This is a genomic window from Proteus genomosp. 4 str. ATCC 51469 (genome assembly GCF_003144375.1).
GTDB lineage: Bacteria > Pseudomonadota > Gammaproteobacteria > Enterobacterales > Enterobacteriaceae > Proteus.
In genome coordinates this window covers 1-16410 of sequence record NZ_PENV01000017.1, presented here as the reverse complement: position 1 = coordinate 16410, position 16410 = coordinate 1, and the positions used below count along the sequence as shown (strand labels likewise).

Sequence of the window (16410 nt, the reverse complement as noted above, 5' to 3'; positions counted from 1 at the left end):
TTTAAACGAACAGACCTTGATTAAAGAGGTCTGTTATTCGCTATTTTCTCCTGATTATTCAGGTTACTGCACCCGTTTGATGGAGTCAGGATGCAAGCCACACAACAGAGTTTTGGGCCCATTTATCAGTGGAGTATGCTGATATTACTGGGTTTGGTCTATTTTTTAGCTACCGCTACCACATTTACATCTTTGGGTGTTGTTCTTCCTAGCATGATAAATGAGCTAGAGTGGAATTGGACTCAAGCGGGCCTTGGTTTTACGTTATTAGGATTAACCTGTGGTCTTGCTAGCTTTTTACCCACCTTACTTATTCGTAAATTAAGTGTTCGCTTTACCCTTCTTATTGGACTAATGATTTTCGTCAGCGGTTTTTATTTTCTTTATGAAACCTACACCATTGCACGATATTTCCTTGGTACTGCACTATTAGGTATTGGTTTTACCTTACTTGCAACAGTACCCGGAACTTACGTAATTTCTCGTTTATTTGAAAAACAATCTTTTGCCTTCGGTGTTTATTTCACTATTGGCGGATTAGGTGGTGTGGCGGGGCCTTGGATCTACTTTTTAGCCACGCATTTATGGCATACATGGCGTATGCATTGGCTTATTTCAGCGATCACACTTACCATTGTTACTCTTTTCACTATTCTCTTTTTACGTGAAGGAAGTAAAGAACAAGAGCATGCCAAAAGAATTAGTCAACTCCAAAGCACAAAACGTATCTATCAAACTAAAGAAATTTGGACGGCACGCCATGCTTTGAGAACATGGCAATTTTATGTAATCGCTGCCACTTATACTGCTTTTTTATGGTGCGGTATTACCGTTAATAGCTTTGCTGTTGCTCATATTATTGAAAATGGCTTTGGCGAAACCATTGCCGCGACCTTATTAAGTAGCATGGCATTTATCAACGCTTTCTCACGCTTAGCCGGTGGCGCGATTGGTGAATGGCTAGAACCTAAAAAATTACTTATTGCTAGTTTAAGTATTATCATTATTGGGCTGTTAGCACTCAGCATGGCAAACTCTTGGGTTTACCTGATCCTGTTTACAGTTTGTGTCGGTATCGGTTATGGCATGACCTTTTTAGCATCGAGTATATTACTGGCTAACTACTTTGGTCGCTCTCCTTATCTTGAACTCTTTTCAGTCATGAATTTAATTTCGACGCTTGCTTGTTTAGCGCCGTTCTTTGCGGGTGCAATAAAAGACATCTCAGGGAGTTTCACGCCTGCATTCTTAATTTTAACTGTACCAGTGCTATTGATCCTTGCGGTAACACTCTTTATGAAACCACCGACTTACCCTAAATTTCAGCATGCTAGTGAACAGAAAAAATAACGATTAAATAAACATGGTAATAGCTCACGTATTATACAAACGCATTTTCTAAGGAGATGTTAAGCTGATGAATGATGCATTAATAATAAAATACTCAATAGGTGTAGGCATTGCTTTAGCCTGTTTTATTGGTTTTGTCGCCGTCTCTCTTTTTCATGACAAAAAGAAAAAACGTCGTAGAAATATTATTATTCATATTAGCCAAGCCATCTTCCTTTGTAGTTTAGTAATTATCTTAAGCCAATACTGTGAAATGGCTGTTGTTGATTTTAATCTCCATTTTATCTCTTTTAGGATGATTAATTTCTTTACTTACGTTGGCATCGCCTTAGTTTTAATGCGTAAATTTTTCTTACTTATTAATAGATTAGAGCAATCACAAATTAGAAAAGGTAGTGATCCTACTTCTGCCCGCATTATTTCTCGGATATTTAAAATTACCCTTTTTGTCATCATCATCTTATTGTTTGGTGAGCATTTTGGTATGAGCTTATCTGGCTTAATGACTTTTGGCGGGTTAGGTGGTATTGCCATTGGTATGGCAAGCAAAGATGTACTCAGTAACCTTTTTTCTGGTGTTATGCTCTATTTCGATCGCCCTTTTAATATTGGTGACTGGGTGCGCTCACCTGATCGTAATATTGAAGGTACGGTAGTAGAAATTGGTTGGCGTATTACTAAAATTATTACTTTCGATCATCGACCACTTTATATTCCTAACTCAATTTTTTCCTCTATTAGTGTGGAAAATCCGGGCCGAATGACTAATCGACGTATTGAAACTGAACTCGGTTTACGTTACGAAGATTCAGATAAAATTGGTGTGATTGTTGAAGATATCCGCACCATGCTAATGCAAAATGACAAAATTGATACGCAACAAACCTTGTTAGTCTATTTTAATCAATTTGCAGACTCTTCACTCAATATCATGGTGTATTGTTTTACCAAAACAACTGTCTGGGCGCAGTGGCTTGAAGCTCAGCAGGAAGTTTATTTGAAGATGATTGAGATTGTGCATAAACATGGCGCTGATTTTGCATTTCCATCTCAAACAATTTATATCGAAAAATCGTCTTCTATCCCACAATAATTGAAATGGATAAGTTTAGCCTCTTATAAACTTATCCATTTACCAATCACCAATAACGGTAAGTTATGCATTTATTATGCATAAAATTATCAATCTTATTGCTTTAATTTATTTCAATCATATTCACAACCAAGTATATTGTTCGCCAATTCTCCGATTGATTAAACACGAGTGTAATGAAAAAAATGAAGTTGGCGTGTCGCCCCTCGCTTTCACACTATTTTTCGTGTGAACGCCCTATTATTGATATTGTTGATGCTAATTTAACACAAGTATCAGCGGTGATATTGTCATTGCCAGATATTGAGTCAGGTGAGTTAGCACGTATTCAACAAACAGGCTTTGAATTACCTGTCTTTATTGCTGTTGATCTTAACGATACCATTGGTGCTGACTTACTTAATCAAGTTTCGGGTGTTGTCATTACAGATGAAAGCGCACATCAAAAGAATAGTATTTTGATCAATAAAGCAGCTCATCAATATGAAGAAAATCTAACTACCCTGTTTTTCTCACGCTTAGTTAATTATGTTGCTGAAAAAAATGTTGCTTTTGATTGCCCAGGGCATCAAGGGGGCGAATTTTTCCGACGCCATCCTGCCGGTGAGCAATTTTATCAATATTTTGGTGAAAATCTATTTCGCTCTGATCTCTGTAATGCTGATGTGGAAATGGGGGATTTACTTATTCATGAAGGTGCACCTTACGATGCACAAGCCTATGCAGCACAAGTATTTAATGCAGATAAAACCTATTTTGTTTTAAATGGAACTTCCTCTTCCAATAAAGTTGCCTTAAATGCATTATTGGCACCAAATGATTTAGTGTTATTTGATAGAAATAATCATAAATCTAATCACCATGGCGCACTTATTCAAGCGGGTGCAACGCCTATTTATTTAGAAACAGCTCGCAACCCTTTTGGTTTTATCGGTGGTATTGATGCACATTGCTTTGAAGAAAGCTATTTACGCCAACAAATTGCAGAGATTACACCTGAACGCCAATTCGATAAGCGTCCTTTTCGTTTGGCCGTTATTCAACTAGGCACTTATGACGGTACTATTTACAATGCCAGACAAGTTGTTGATAAAATTGGTCATCTTTGTGATTACATTTTATTTGATTCTGCTTGGGTCGGTTATGAACAATTTATCCCAATGATGAAACAGTGTTCGCCTTTGTTACTAACGCTCAATGAAAACGATCCTGGTATTCTCGTCACTCAATCTGTCCATAAGCAACTAGCAGGCTTCTCACAAACCTCCCAGATCCATAAAAAAGATGCGCATATCAAAGGACAATCTCGATATGTTAATCATAAGCGTATGAATAATGCTTTTATGATGCATGCATCCACCAGCCCTTTTTACCCTCTTTTTGCAGCTCTAGATGTCAATGCAAAGATGCATTCGGGCAAAAGCGGTGAAGCTATGTGGATGAATTGTGTTAAGCAAGGTGTTGAGGCTCGTAAATCCTTACTTAGACAGTGCCAGTTTATTAAGCCATTTATTCCTGAAGTTATTGATGGTATTGCTTGGCAAGATCACGACACAGATGAAATCGCTCACGATCAACGCTTTTTCAACTTTGTTCCTAATGATAATTGGCACTCATTTGAAGGTTATGCCACCAATCAATACTTTGTTGATCCTTGCAAATTAATGCTTACAACGCCGGGGATCGATCCTCATACTGGAGAATATGAATCCTTTGGTGTGCCAGCATCTATTTTGGCAAACTATTTGCGGGAACATGGCGTTATTCCTGAAAAAAGTGATTTAAATTCTATTTTATTTTTACTCACCCCCGCAGAGCATAATGATAAATTTGAGCGCTTAATTTCATTAATTATGGGATTTGAAAAACGGCTAATTGATGACTCCCCATTAGAACAGGTATTACCTTCTGTTTGTCGTCGTTATCCATCTCGTTATCAAGGTTATACCTTGCGTCAACTCTGTCAGGAAATGCATGATATTTGTATCAAATACAATATCAAGTTACTGCAAAAACAGATGTTTAGAAAAAATCATTTTCCTAAGCGAGCGCTACCCCCTCAACAAGCTAATATTGAATTTGTACGTGGCAATGTAGAGTTTTTACCTTTAAGTCAATTAGACGGCAGAATTGCTGCAGAAGGCGCTTTACCTTATCCGCCGGGTGTTTTATGTACAGTTCCTGGTGAAATTTGGGGAGGTGCGGTGTTGCGTTATTTTCAAGCCCTTGAAGTAACCATTAACCAGCTTCCGGGTTTTTCAACGGAACTTCAGGGTGTTTATATTTATAATGAAGATGATGGTAGTAAGCGTATTTATGCTTATGTTATAAAAGAATAATGCTTTATTTTTCCATAAAAAAATGCTGATGTTTGATGGCATCAGCATTTTTATTTAACTTTATTTATAGCTCTTGTTTCTTTTCACTACTCACCTTGGATACGGCGGTATTGCCCTTTATCTTGCAACAGCCTTACACCTAAAATACTACCGCACAGAGACAATAGAAGTGCCGCGATAATAGGCACAGTAAGCCACATTCCCCATTGAGGCTGCCAAGAAAAATTAAATACAAATTTCTGCAATAGACCTAATGCCATCTCAGCGCCAATGGCTGCGGCTAAACCAGCCATTAAGCCTAATAAAGCAAACTCCGCCCAAAGAGTGCGTCGTAATAATGATTTACCCGCACCCAGTGTGCGATAAACCACCAGCTCAATGCGTCGTTGTGTCATTCCTACCTGAATTTGAGCAATTAATAATAATGCACCACAAATCATCACCAACCCAACCATAATCTCTAATGCGCGACTGACTTGCTGTAAGATTTGTTGCACTTGCTGAATTAATGCGCCTGTATCTAACACACTTACGGTTGGGAATTGCCGATTAAGCGCCGTAATTAACGCACCATCTCCATTATAATAAAAACTACTCATCCATTTTTCTGGTTGATTATTTAATCCTTCTTCAGAAAAAATAAAGAAGAAGTTAGGGCGCATATTTTCCCAATCGACATGGCGAATACTCGTCACTACTGACTTAAACTCTCGAGTATCTCCCACAAAAGTTAATTCATCGCCCAGTTTAATCTCAAGTTGTTTGGCAACACCTTGATCAAGAGAAACACCATTACCCACAGGTGGCCATGTTCCTTCTACAATCACGTTATCTTTTGGCAATTCGCTATGCCACGTTAGATTAAGTTCTCGGCGAACGGTATTATTACCCGCATCATGTTTATCAGCCCACTCTTTGGCATTATTCTCATTAATCTGCGTTAAGCGCGCTAATACTACAGGATAGGCGTCTGTAGGTTCGACGTTATATTGTGCCAATAAGGTGTTAACTTCTTGAACTTGAGGTGCGGACATATTAATCAGAAAATAATTAGGGCTATCTTCTGGCAACTGTTTTTGCCATTTATCTAATAAATCACCTTGGATCAACACCAATAGCGTTAACAACATAAATGAAAGTGCAAAAGCAGCCAGTTGAGTCATGGTTTGAAAAGGCTGTCGCAACAAGCGAGTTACTGCCAACCGAGCACTGAGCTGGCGAAATTTAAACTGCTTTAATACCCACAACCCAAGCCAACCAATAATCCCCAGTAAAAAGGCGATAACAACGATACCAAATAGAATTGACCACAATAAAACCCCTGTTCCAGCAAAAAGCGTTAAAGTACCAATAACAATTAACGCTACGAGTGGTAAATAGTAACGCAGAGGCCAGATAGGTGCTGTGGTATCACTTCTTAATACACGAGAAGGTTGAGTTGCCATTAACTGATAGTAAGGCCTTAACCCTGTTAATAAGGCGATTAACAATAAAGAGCCTACTGACCAAAACCACGGTAAAAAACTCGCTTCAGGCAAACTTTTAGGTAAAACAGGGGCTAAAATTTGTAACAGAATACTTTCAAAGAGAAGCCCTGCCAATGAGCCAACAATGACGGCTCCGATAAGAATAACGCCCCATTGCCCTACTATCCATTTTCGCAATGCGCGTTTATCTGCACCTAAAGTTTTTAGTACTGCAATTAAGGTATGACGACTGCGGCAATAGTGTGCCATTGAAACCGCTACTGCCGATATTGCGAGTAGTAACGTTAATAGAGCTGAGAGTAAAAGAAAGTTTTTTGCCCTTTCCATCGATTGTGAAAGCGCACCACTGTCTTGTTTTAAACTATTCCAACGTTGATCGGGTTTTAATAAAGGATCAAAGCGTTGTTGATAACTATCAATTACGGACTCATTACCCGCTAACATATAGCGATAAGTTAGGCGACTACCGGGTTGTACTGCACCTGTTGATTCGACATCATCAAGATTAATTAAAATACGTGGCGCTATTTGGAAAGGGTTGAATCCGCTATCAGGCTCTTGAATTAATACGCCACTGATTGTAAATGTAGCGTCACCGACATCAATTTTATCACCGGCTTTTATATCCAATAGTTCCAGTAATCTGGCATCAACAAGCGCAGTTCCTTTTTCTGGTTTCAAACCCGCTGGCTCTGTTTCTAATTCACCATAAAGTGGATACAAATTATCAGCTGCTTTAACTAATGCAAGCTGTGGTGTATCTCCTTCTGGAGCATAAGACATTGTAGTAAATTGCATTTGGCGACTGAGAGTTAACCCCATTTTTTTCGCCTCAACAAGCCAGTTTTCATCGACGGGATAAGATGCTCGTAGCACTAAATCGCCCGCAATTAAATCTCGACTTTGGGCATAAATACTTTTATCAATACGATCACCTATACGCCCTAAAGCGAGCATACAGGCGACCGCAAGTGCTAAAGAAAGCCAAACAATTAATAATGCAGGAGAACGCCATTCACGCCAAAACCAACGCCAAATCATGACTCCTCCTTAAGTTGTCCATCAACTAATCGTAAACGCCGCTGACAACGAGCAGCAAGCTCATTGTCATGAGTAACTAAAATCAATGTTGTTGCATAATCTCGATTGAGAGAAAACAGCAAATCAGCAATTTTATCTCCAGTTTTACGATCCAAATTTCCTGTTGGTTCATCAGCAAAAAGAATAGCAGGCTGAGTACAAAACGCTCTAGCCAATGCCACACGTTGTTGTTCACCACCCGAAAGCTGTGCTGGCATATGGTGCAAGCGTTCCCCTAATCCTAACAGCTTAAGTAAATCTACCGCACGAGCATAACTGTGTTTTTCGGACTCACCTTTTAATAATGCGGGCAACTGCACATTTTCGAGTGCATTCAATGTCGGAATTAACATAAATGATTGAAAAACAAAACCAACATGTTGAGCACGTAATTTAGCACGCTCTTCTTCATTCATTTTTGTGAGATCTTGTCCCATTAATTTCACACTGCCAGCGCTTCCATCATCAAGTCCGGCAATAATTCCTAACAACGTCGATTTACCCGATCCTGACTCACCAATTAACGCAATTGTTTGTGCAGGCTCGACAACTAACTCAACACCCTGCAATATAGAGATCTGACTATCACCTTGTCCTACTTGTTTGGTTAACTGATGAACTTCAAGAACCTTTTCCGTCGACATACATTTTTCCTTATCGTTATGATGATGTTTAGCTTTAAGGCGATTGCTGCTGATACCTTTTTAATCTTTGGTGACAGCTTGAGTGCAGGCTATCGTCTTCCTCTTGAGAGTGCATGGCCACAGCGCCTTGCTGATAAATGGAAAACAACCTACCCTGAAATTAATGTTGTTAATGCAAGCATTAGTGGTGAAACTGCATTTCAGGGGCAAAATCGACTTCCTGATTTATTAAAACAGCATCAACCACGCTGGGTTTTAATTGAATTAGGTGCAAATGATGGCTTACAGGGATACCCTGTTGTACAAACAAAAGACGCGCTACAAAACATCATTGCACAAGTTAAAGCGTCGGGCGCAACCCCACTTTTTATGCAAATTATGATTTCACCTAATTACGGGAAACGCTATACACAATCATTTTCAGCGATTTATCCTAAACTTGCAGAAGATAATGCGATCCCTCTGCTTCCTTTTTATATGGAGCAAATCGCAGATAAGCCTGAGTGGATGCAAAACGACAGTATACATCCCAATGAAGATGCTCAGCCTTTTATCGTGCAATGGATGGATAAAACATTATCCCCTTACTTAACACGTTAGACTATTCTGACAGTAGTTAACGTAGATTAAACGAGATTAATTGTAAAATTATGCAAAAAACGGTATTGATTACAGGAAGTTCTAGTGGAATAGGGCTTTGTGCAGCTAAAGCGCTTAAGAAAAGAGGTTATCGAGTCCTTGCCGCTTGCCGTAAAGATGAAGATCTTAAACGCATGGAAACACTAGGATTAGAGCCTATTTATCTTGATCTTGATGATTCGCAAAGTGTTGAAAAAGCGGCATTAGAGGTTATTCATCTAACAAATGGTCGTTTATATGGATTATTTAATAATGGTGGTTTTGGTGTATACGGCCCACTAGATGCGATTAGTCGCCAACAAATGGAAAAGCAATTTTCCACAAATTTTTTTGGTTTGCATCAATTAACTACCTTACTATTACCAGCTATGTTGCCCCATGGTGAAGGACGAATTATTCAAACCAGTTCAGTGATGGGCGTTATCTCAACACCAGGCAGAGGCGCTTACGCAGCTAGCAAATATGCCGTAGAAGCATGGTCTGATGCCTTAAGAATGGAATTAATACATACCGGTGTTAAAGTGAGTTTAATAGAGCCAGGCCCAATACGAACTTGTTTCACTGAAAATGTTGCTCAAGCTGAGAAAGATAAACCCGTAAAAAATCCGGGGATTGCGAGTCGTTTCACATTAACACCTGAAGATGTCGTGAAAAAGCTTGTACACGCTTTAGAAAGTCCAAAACCTAAGATACGTTATCCCGTAACGCTATTAACTTATGCTGTCAGAATATTAAAGCGTTTTCTACCTGATACCTTAATGGATGCAATTTTAAGTCGCCAAAGTGGCAAGGCTTGATTTTTTTGGTTTCACCCTTACTTATTAATGAAATAGCGTTATAAATCGCATCTATATTTAAAACTCTCAAAAAGGGACAAGTTAATGTTAGCAACTGCACATATTGTTGATGTAAATGAATCAAATATTCAACAAGTTATAGAACAATCCATGACCAAACCCGTCATGATGTATTTCTATTCAGAACACAGCCCTCATTGTGCAGAGCTTGGTGCAACATTGAATAAACTGGCAGCCGAATTTGCCGATCAATTTATTTTGGCAAAATTGGATTGCGATGCAGAACAAATGATCGCCTCACAATTTGGTCTACGTGCGATCCCAACTGTTTATATTTTACAAGAAGGTCGCCCTGTCGATGGTTTCCAAGGTCCTCAACCTGAAGAAGCAGTCCGCCAAGTTTTAGCCAATGTATTGCCAAAACCTGAAGAGCTAAAAGCAGCACAAGCAGCGCAACTTCTTTCTGAAGGAAAAGCGGATGAAGCTTTACCTCTATTAAAAGAAGCACATCAACTCGCGCCTAAAAATAGTGAAATTACACTAGCTTTAGCTGGTGCTCTTATTTCTTTAAATAAAAATGAAGAAGCACAAACACTGCTAATCACTATCCCATTACAAGATCAAGATAGTTATTATCATAGCTTACTGTCACAAATTGAATTACAAAAACAAGCGGCTGATACCCCAGAAATTCAGCAATTACAAAATGATTTTAGTCAACAACCTGCAAATACTGATATTGCTATTCAACTTGCACTAAAATTACATGAAGTCTCCCGCAATGAAGAAGCATTAGAATTGCTATTTAGCTTTATCAAAAAAGACTTAAATGCAGGTGATGGCCAAGTTAAGAAAACACTGATGGATATTTTATCCGCCTTAGGCACTAATGATAATTTAGCGTCTAAATATCGCCGTATGGTGTATTCTTTACTTTATTAGTTTTATTTTCTTATAAAAGCAGACTTAGGACAGATATATGGAAATAGTCATTGGTATTATCATCTTATTCGCTATTATTTTAGTTTTAAGCGGTGTTAAAACCGTTCCACAGGGTTATCAGTGGACTGTCGAACGTTTTGGTCGTTACACACGAACACTCACTCCAGGACTTCAAATTCTTATTCCTTTTGTCGATCGTGTTGGTCGCCGTATTAATATGATGGAACAAGTACTTGATATTCCATCTCAAGAAGTGATCTCTCGTGATAACGCCAACGTCAGCATCGATGCAGTCTGCTTTATTCAAGTAATTGACCCAGTAAAAGCTGCGTATGAAGTTAATAATCTTGAACTTGCGATTATCAACTTAACACTGACGAATATCCGTACAGTATTAGGTTCAATGGAACTTGATGAAATTCTTTCTCAACGCGACCAAATTAATAGCCGTCTTTTACTAATTGTGGATGATGCAACAAACCCTTGGGGTATCAAAATCACCCGTATTGAAATTCGTGATGTACGCCCTCCAAAAGAATTGATTTCTGCAATGAATGCTCAGATGAAAGCTGAACGTACTAAACGTGCCGACATTCTTGAAGCTGAAGGTATTCGTCAAGCCGCTATTTTAAAAGCAGAAGGTGAGAAACAAGGACAAATTCTGAAGGCTGAAGGTGAGCGTCAATCAGCATTCTTACAAGCAGAAGCCCGTGAACGTGCCGCAGAAGCTGAAGCTAAAGCAACACAAATGGTCTCTGAAGCTATTGCTAAAGGGGATATGCAGGCTGTTAATTACTTTATTGCTCAAAAATATACTGATGCACTCGCACAAATTGGCTCAGCCAACAACAGTAAAGTTGTCATGATGCCACTAGAAGCCAGTAATTTAATGGGCGCAATCGGTGGTATTTCAGAGCTCCTTAATACCAAAAAAAATGACTCTGGTAACAAGAGTAATTAATGATGATTGAATGGATTAGTGCTCACCCCGCACTTTTCTGGCTTTGTCTTGGTGGCTTGCTGTTAATTGCAGAAATGCTTGGAACAGCAGGATACCTTTTATGGTCAGGAATGGCAGCACTGTGCGTTTCTTTACTCGCATGGATGCTACCTATTAACTGGCCTACTCAAGGTGTGTTATTTGCGATATTAACAGTTATTAGTGCTGTACTTTGGCACCTTTGGCTTAAACGCAGAAAACAATCAAAAGAAGCTGAGAACTTAAATCAGAAAAGTCATCAACTGATTGGTGTTCACGCTGTTCTATCATCAGATACAGAAAATGGGTTTAGCCGCATAAAACTAGCCGATGGTAGTTGGCGTGTTTATTCAGACACGCCATTACAAGCGGGTGATAAAGTCGAAGTCATTGCTATTGATGGCATTACTTTACACGTTATACCACTTAAACCGACTGCTTCTGATGGTGGCAACACCCTGACAAATGATTGATAATGGGGCAATCAGCACCATCATCGCCAGGACATTCGCTGGCTAACAAGAGAAGGCGTTGACGAATTGCATTAAGTTCGTTAATAGTCTTCTCAATTTCAGCCACCTTTTTTAACGTCGCTTCTTTCACATCAGCACTATGTCGTGATGGATTTCTTAATAGCATTAACAATGCACGACACTCTTCTAGGTTAAAACCAACCTCTCTCGCTTGTCGCAATAATGTTAATTCTTCAATATGTTGTGCCTGATAATAGCGATAGCCGTTCTCACCTCTTCCTGGGGGTGTGATCAAGTCTTTTTCTTCATAAAACCGAATGGCTTTAGCTGTTAATCCTGTTTTGTTTGCGATTTCACTAATATTCAAAATTCCCCCTTGACCTTCCCCTTGCGGAAAGGTTTAGCCTTTATCTCTGATAAGAAAAAACCTTTAAAGAAAGCAAGTTACCGGATATTGCGCAATAATAGAGGTAACGCTTTTTATTTCGGAGATAAACTAACATGGCAAAAACTACGCTACTCGCATTACAAGGGCTTTCATGCTCCCACTGTGTTAACAGTGTAAAAAAAGCACTTGATGCTCGCAATGATATAGAACAGTCAAATGTGACTATTCAATACGCTAAAATTGACAGTGATGCAACTGCTGAAAGTTTAATCAAAACGATTGAAGACGCGGGTTATGAAGCTAAAATTGCAACACAGCCTGATGTAAAATTAAGCCTAAGTGGCCTTAACTGCATGAAGTGTGTAGGTAAAACCGAAAAAGCATTATTAGCCGTTGAAGGTGTAGTTGCGGTTAATGTGACAAAAGAGTCTGCTGAAGTTTTTGGCGATGCTACTGCAGATACCTTAATTGCAGCAATTACGGCTGAAGGTTTTCAAGCCAGTTTAGCTCCCACAGATAACACAATTAATTTAGCCCTTTCAGGCTTAAATTGTGGACATTGTGTCGGCTCAGTCAAAAAAGCACTTGAAGCGACAACAGGCGTTGATAGTGCTGAAGTTGAATTAACTCATGCAAAAGTAATCGGATCAGCTACCGCAGATACATTAATAACAGCTATTAAAGATGCTGGTTTTGAAGCACAACTAGCAGGTACTGATTTCCCAAAAACTGAGCCGCTGACGCAAACGCATGCACAACTGGAAGCATCGTCAGCGGCTGTTTGTGACATTCCAGTTGAAAATGCAGACATTGAAAATAGCTCAGAAATAGACATTGACGATGACAGCAGTGTTCAGCTTTTAATTGATGGCATGACTTGTGCAAGTTGCGTAAACAAGGTTCACAAAGCATTACAATCCGTTGATGGCGTTGAGAATGTACGTGTAAACCTTGCTGAACGTAGCGCATTAGTGACAGGTGAAATTGATCATGATGCACTAGTGACTGCCATTGAAAAAGCAGGTTATGGCGCTGAAATTATTCAAGATGATGTAAAACGTAGAGAGCGACAGCAAGAAGTCGCTGTTGCTAATATGAAGCGTTTTCGCTGGCAAGCTGCATTGGCCTTAGTTGTTGGTATCCCTGTCATGATTTGGGGAATGATCGGCGACAATATGATGTTAACCGAAGCTAACCACAGTATTTGGTTAGGTATTGGTATTGCAACATTGTTTGTTATGGTTGTTGCTGGTGGTCATTTCTATCGTAGTGCATGGCAAAGTTTAAAAAACCGCAGTGCGACAATGGATACCCTCGTTGCGTTAGGAACAGGAACAGCATGGCTCTATTCCATTACCGTGAATTTATGGCCAGAAGTGTTCCCTGCTCAAGCTCGACATCTCTATTACGAAGCCAGTGCGATGATTATTGGTTTAATCAATCTAGGTCATATGCTTGAGCAAAGAGCGCGTCAGCGTTCATCTAAAGCACTAGAGCGCCTATTAGATTTAACACCGCCTACAGCAAGGGTTATCACTGAAAATGGTGAAGTTGAAATGCCATTAGCTGATGTTAAACAAGGAATGACATTACGTTTAGCAACAGGTGATAAAGTGCCGGTTGATGGTGAAATTATCCAAGGTGAAGTGTGGATGGATGAAGCCATGTTGACTGGTGAACCCATCCCACAGCAAAAAACAGTGGGCGATACTATTCATGCCGGAACCACAGTTCAAGATGGTTCAGTTTTATTTAAAGCGGCGGCAGTGGGAAGTAAAACAACACTGGCTCGTATCATTAAATTAGTTCGCCAAGCACAAAGTAGTAAACCAGAAATTGGTCAGCTAGCGGATAAAATTTCAAGTGTTTTTGTGCCTATTGTTGTCATTATTGCCTTAATTGCAGGTGCTATTTGGTATTTTTTTGGTCCTTCGCCACAAATTACCTATGCACTTGTAATTATCACAACGGTTCTTATCATCGCCTGCCCTTGTGCCTTGGGCTTAGCGACACCAATGTCCATTATTTCAGGTGTAGGTCGTGCGGCTGAATATGGTGTGTTAGTTCGTGATGCGGATGCGCTACAACAAGCCAGTAAGCTAGATACTTTAGTCTTTGATAAAACAGGAACATTGACAGAAGGTATGCCTCAAGTCACTGAAATTCATACTTTCAATCAAGTAGATGAAATTCAAGCAATTGCATTAGCAGCATCACTGGAAAATGGTTCTAATCATCCATTAGCTAAGGCAATTTTAACACGCGCTGAAGGCATTGATTTACCCGAAGTAAATAAGTTTCGTACATTAGCAGGTATGGGATTAAGTGGTGAAATTAAGGGTAAAATAGTACTTTTAGGTAACCCAAAATTGATGGTTGACTCTGGTGTTGATATTAGTGAAGTTAATTCGCTAATTGACTCTCAGGCAGCCAAAGGGGTTACTCCGGTTTTATTAGCACAAGACGGCAAAATTGCGGCATTACTTTCTATTCGCGATCCTCTTAGAGAAGATACTGTAAGTGCGTTACAACGTTTACATAATCAAGGTTATCGACTCGTGATGTTAACGGGAGATAACCCAATTACAGCGAATGCAATTGCAAAAGAAGCAGGCATTGATCAGGTTATTGCGGGTGTGATGCCAGAAGGTAAAGCACAAGCTATTACTGAGCTTCAAGCTGAAGGACGTCGTGTTGCAATGATCGGAGATGGTATTAACGATGCCCCTGCATTAGCCAAAGCTGATGTTGGTATTGCAATGGGTGGTGGTAGTGATATCGCTATTGAAACAGCCGCTATCACGTTAATGCGTCATAGTTTGCATGGTGTTGCTGATGCCGTTGAGATCTCAAAGGGTACGCTACGTAATATGAAGCAGAATCTATTCGGTGCCTTTATCTATAACAGCTTAGGTATTCCTATCGCAGCCGGTATTTTATACCCATTTACAGGCACGTTATTAAACCCTGTTGTTGCTGGCGCAGCAATGGCATTGTCTTCAATCACTGTAGTAAGTAACGCAAACCGCTTATTGCGTTTTAAACCCAAACAATAATACTTAATAAAGTATTTTCCTAAAACCTCTTTTACTTATCTGTAAAAGGGGTTTTTTATTATCTTATTTTTTGTTTTCTATTAATCATTATTAACATTTTCAAAAGGTTAAAAAAAAGCCGATATTTCTATCGGCCAGTCAAAGAGGAATTTCTCATTATACAAGAGAGTCATTACTCCGCCCTCTTAACGCTAGGATAGCAATATATTATAAGTTTTTCATTAAAATTTATTGGCACAATAAACTTAAATTATAATTTTAAAAAAAGAACAAATTTTCAGTTAACTTCTATTTGTTATTGTAGAAAACCATTATTTAAATAAAATAAACAATCTCACACAAAAATAATATTTTTAAAAGGATTTAAAAATGAATTTAAATAAGACTATTATTATAATCTTACCTTTAATTTATTCATCTCATGTATTTTCAGATGAAACATATTATATAACACCAGATGAAACTCCATTTATCGCTATTGAACCAGATACGATAATCACATCCCCCTCATCTTTTGATCAAAAAATAAGTAACCACTATGTTAAGTTAGAAAAAAATAAAATATTATTAACTGATGAGATAATAGAAAAGCTCAATAAACACATTGGGAATATAAAAACAACATTCGGAGAAAGCATTACAAAAGAAAATGTTAAAATAAAAGATAGTTTAATTATTTCACCGAAAGATATAGAGATAAGATCAAAGATTGCTTCTTTTTTTTATAATGAAATAGAAGGTAATCTACTAGGATCAAACGATGCCCCACATATTTCATTTAATAAAAAAGCCGTTCTTCACTTTCTAGCCGAACATACAAATGATGATATACAGATTGCACAAACGACATTACCTAACCTCACCATTAAACAATACGATGATATTGTTCATGGAGAAAAAAACAATGTAATAAAGCAAGGGGATTTATTTTCAATTGAAAATGAATTCAATAAAAAGATCATTACGTTAATCAAAAAGAACAATGTTGAACTGAGTAAGTTTGATAATCAAATTAAGCTTAATAAAATGATGAGCAAAGTTAATCAATCTGGTCACGCAATGAATTTAGAAAGAATATTAGCAAATGAAGACAATATTGATGCTAATAAAAAAGACATTGATACCAATAAAAAAAGTATTGAT

Annotated in this window: 13 protein-coding genes; 10 read left to right on the top strand and 3 right to left on the bottom strand. The window is 38.5% G+C overall.

The annotated features are described in order from the left end of the window. Window positions 1-90: 90 nt before the first annotated feature. The 3 genes from DK866_RS15305 to DK866_RS15295 all read left to right on the top strand — a co-directional run bounded on the left by DK866_RS15305 (window position 91) and on the right by DK866_RS15295 (window position 4782). Window positions 91-1350, top strand: a complete 1260-nt coding sequence (locus DK866_RS15305) for an MFS transporter (protein WP_109409599.1) — start codon at window positions 91-93, stop codon at window positions 1348-1350. Between the two features lie 67 nt (window positions 1351-1417). Next, on the top strand, window positions 1418-2443 hold the full coding sequence (locus tag DK866_RS15300; protein ID WP_109409598.1) for a mechanosensitive ion channel family protein: 1026 nt from the start codon (window positions 1418-1420) through the stop codon (window positions 2441-2443). A gap of 176 nt (window positions 2444-2619) precedes the next feature. Then, the gene (locus DK866_RS15295; RefSeq protein WP_109409597.1) at window positions 2620-4782 is read left to right on the top strand and encodes an ornithine decarboxylase; all 2163 of its coding nucleotides are present in this window, start codon (window positions 2620-2622) and stop codon (window positions 4780-4782) included. A gap of 86 nt (window positions 4783-4868) precedes the next feature. On the opposite strand, the gene ybbP is transcribed toward DK866_RS15295, so the two are convergent. Continuing rightward, complete coding sequence (ybbP, locus tag DK866_RS15290; RefSeq protein WP_109409596.1) at window positions 4869-7310, bottom strand: putative ABC transporter permease subunit YbbP; 2442 nt, start codon at window positions 7308-7310, stop codon at window positions 4869-4871. After that, window positions 7307-7993, bottom strand: a complete 687-nt coding sequence (gene ybbA, locus DK866_RS15285) for a putative ABC transporter ATP-binding protein YbbA (RefSeq protein WP_109409595.1) — start codon at window positions 7991-7993, stop codon at window positions 7307-7309. Before ybbA ends, ybbP begins: the two co-directional genes overlap by 4 nt. Between ybbA and tesA the strand changes: the two genes are divergently transcribed. From tesA to DK866_RS15260, 5 genes are all read left to right on the top strand, one after another. After that, on the top strand, window positions 7964-8593 hold the full coding sequence (gene tesA / locus DK866_RS15280; protein WP_109409594.1) for a multifunctional acyl-CoA thioesterase I/protease I/lysophospholipase L1: 630 nt from the start codon (window positions 7964-7966) through the stop codon (window positions 8591-8593). The genes ybbA and tesA overlap by 30 nt on opposite strands. Before the next feature lie 50 nt (window positions 8594-8643). Then, a complete protein-coding gene (locus tag DK866_RS15275) occupies window positions 8644-9429 on the top strand; it encodes an SDR family oxidoreductase (protein WP_109409593.1) in 786 nt (261 codons plus the stop codon). An 84-nt stretch (window positions 9430-9513) separates the two neighbouring features. After that, the gene (locus DK866_RS15270; RefSeq protein WP_109409592.1) at window positions 9514-10371 is read left to right on the top strand and encodes a co-chaperone YbbN; all 858 of its coding nucleotides are present in this window, start codon (window positions 9514-9516) and stop codon (window positions 10369-10371) included. A 37-nt stretch (window positions 10372-10408) separates the two neighbouring features. Next, window positions 10409-11332: an SPFH domain-containing protein gene (locus DK866_RS15265; protein ID WP_109409591.1), complete on the top strand. Its 924-nt coding sequence runs from the start codon at window positions 10409-10411 to the stop codon at window positions 11330-11332. A gap of 2 nt (window positions 11333-11334) precedes the next feature. Then, window positions 11335-11823 carry an NfeD family protein gene (locus DK866_RS15260; RefSeq protein ID WP_109409666.1) on the top strand — a complete coding sequence of 163 codons (489 nt, stop codon included), beginning with the start codon at window positions 11335-11337 and terminating at the stop codon, window positions 11821-11823. Here the strand turns inward: DK866_RS15260 and cueR are convergent. After that, the gene (gene cueR, locus DK866_RS15255) at window positions 11777-12190 is read right to left on the bottom strand and encodes a Cu(I)-responsive transcriptional regulator (RefSeq protein WP_109409590.1); all 414 of its coding nucleotides are present in this window, start codon (window positions 12188-12190) and stop codon (window positions 11777-11779) included. The two genes, DK866_RS15260 and cueR, sit on opposite strands and share 47 nt — an antisense overlap. A gap of 134 nt (window positions 12191-12324) precedes the next feature. On the opposite strand from cueR, the gene copA reads away from it, so the two are divergent. Together copA and DK866_RS15245 are read left to right on the top strand one after the other, a co-directional pair. Continuing rightward, a complete protein-coding gene (gene copA, locus DK866_RS15250) occupies window positions 12325-15267 on the top strand; it encodes a copper-exporting P-type ATPase CopA (protein WP_109409589.1) in 2943 nt (980 codons plus the stop codon). Between the two features lie 369 nt (window positions 15268-15636). After that, window positions 15637-16410: hypothetical protein (locus tag DK866_RS15245; protein ID WP_162557019.1), on the top strand; the 774-nt coding region annotated here is incomplete at its 3' end.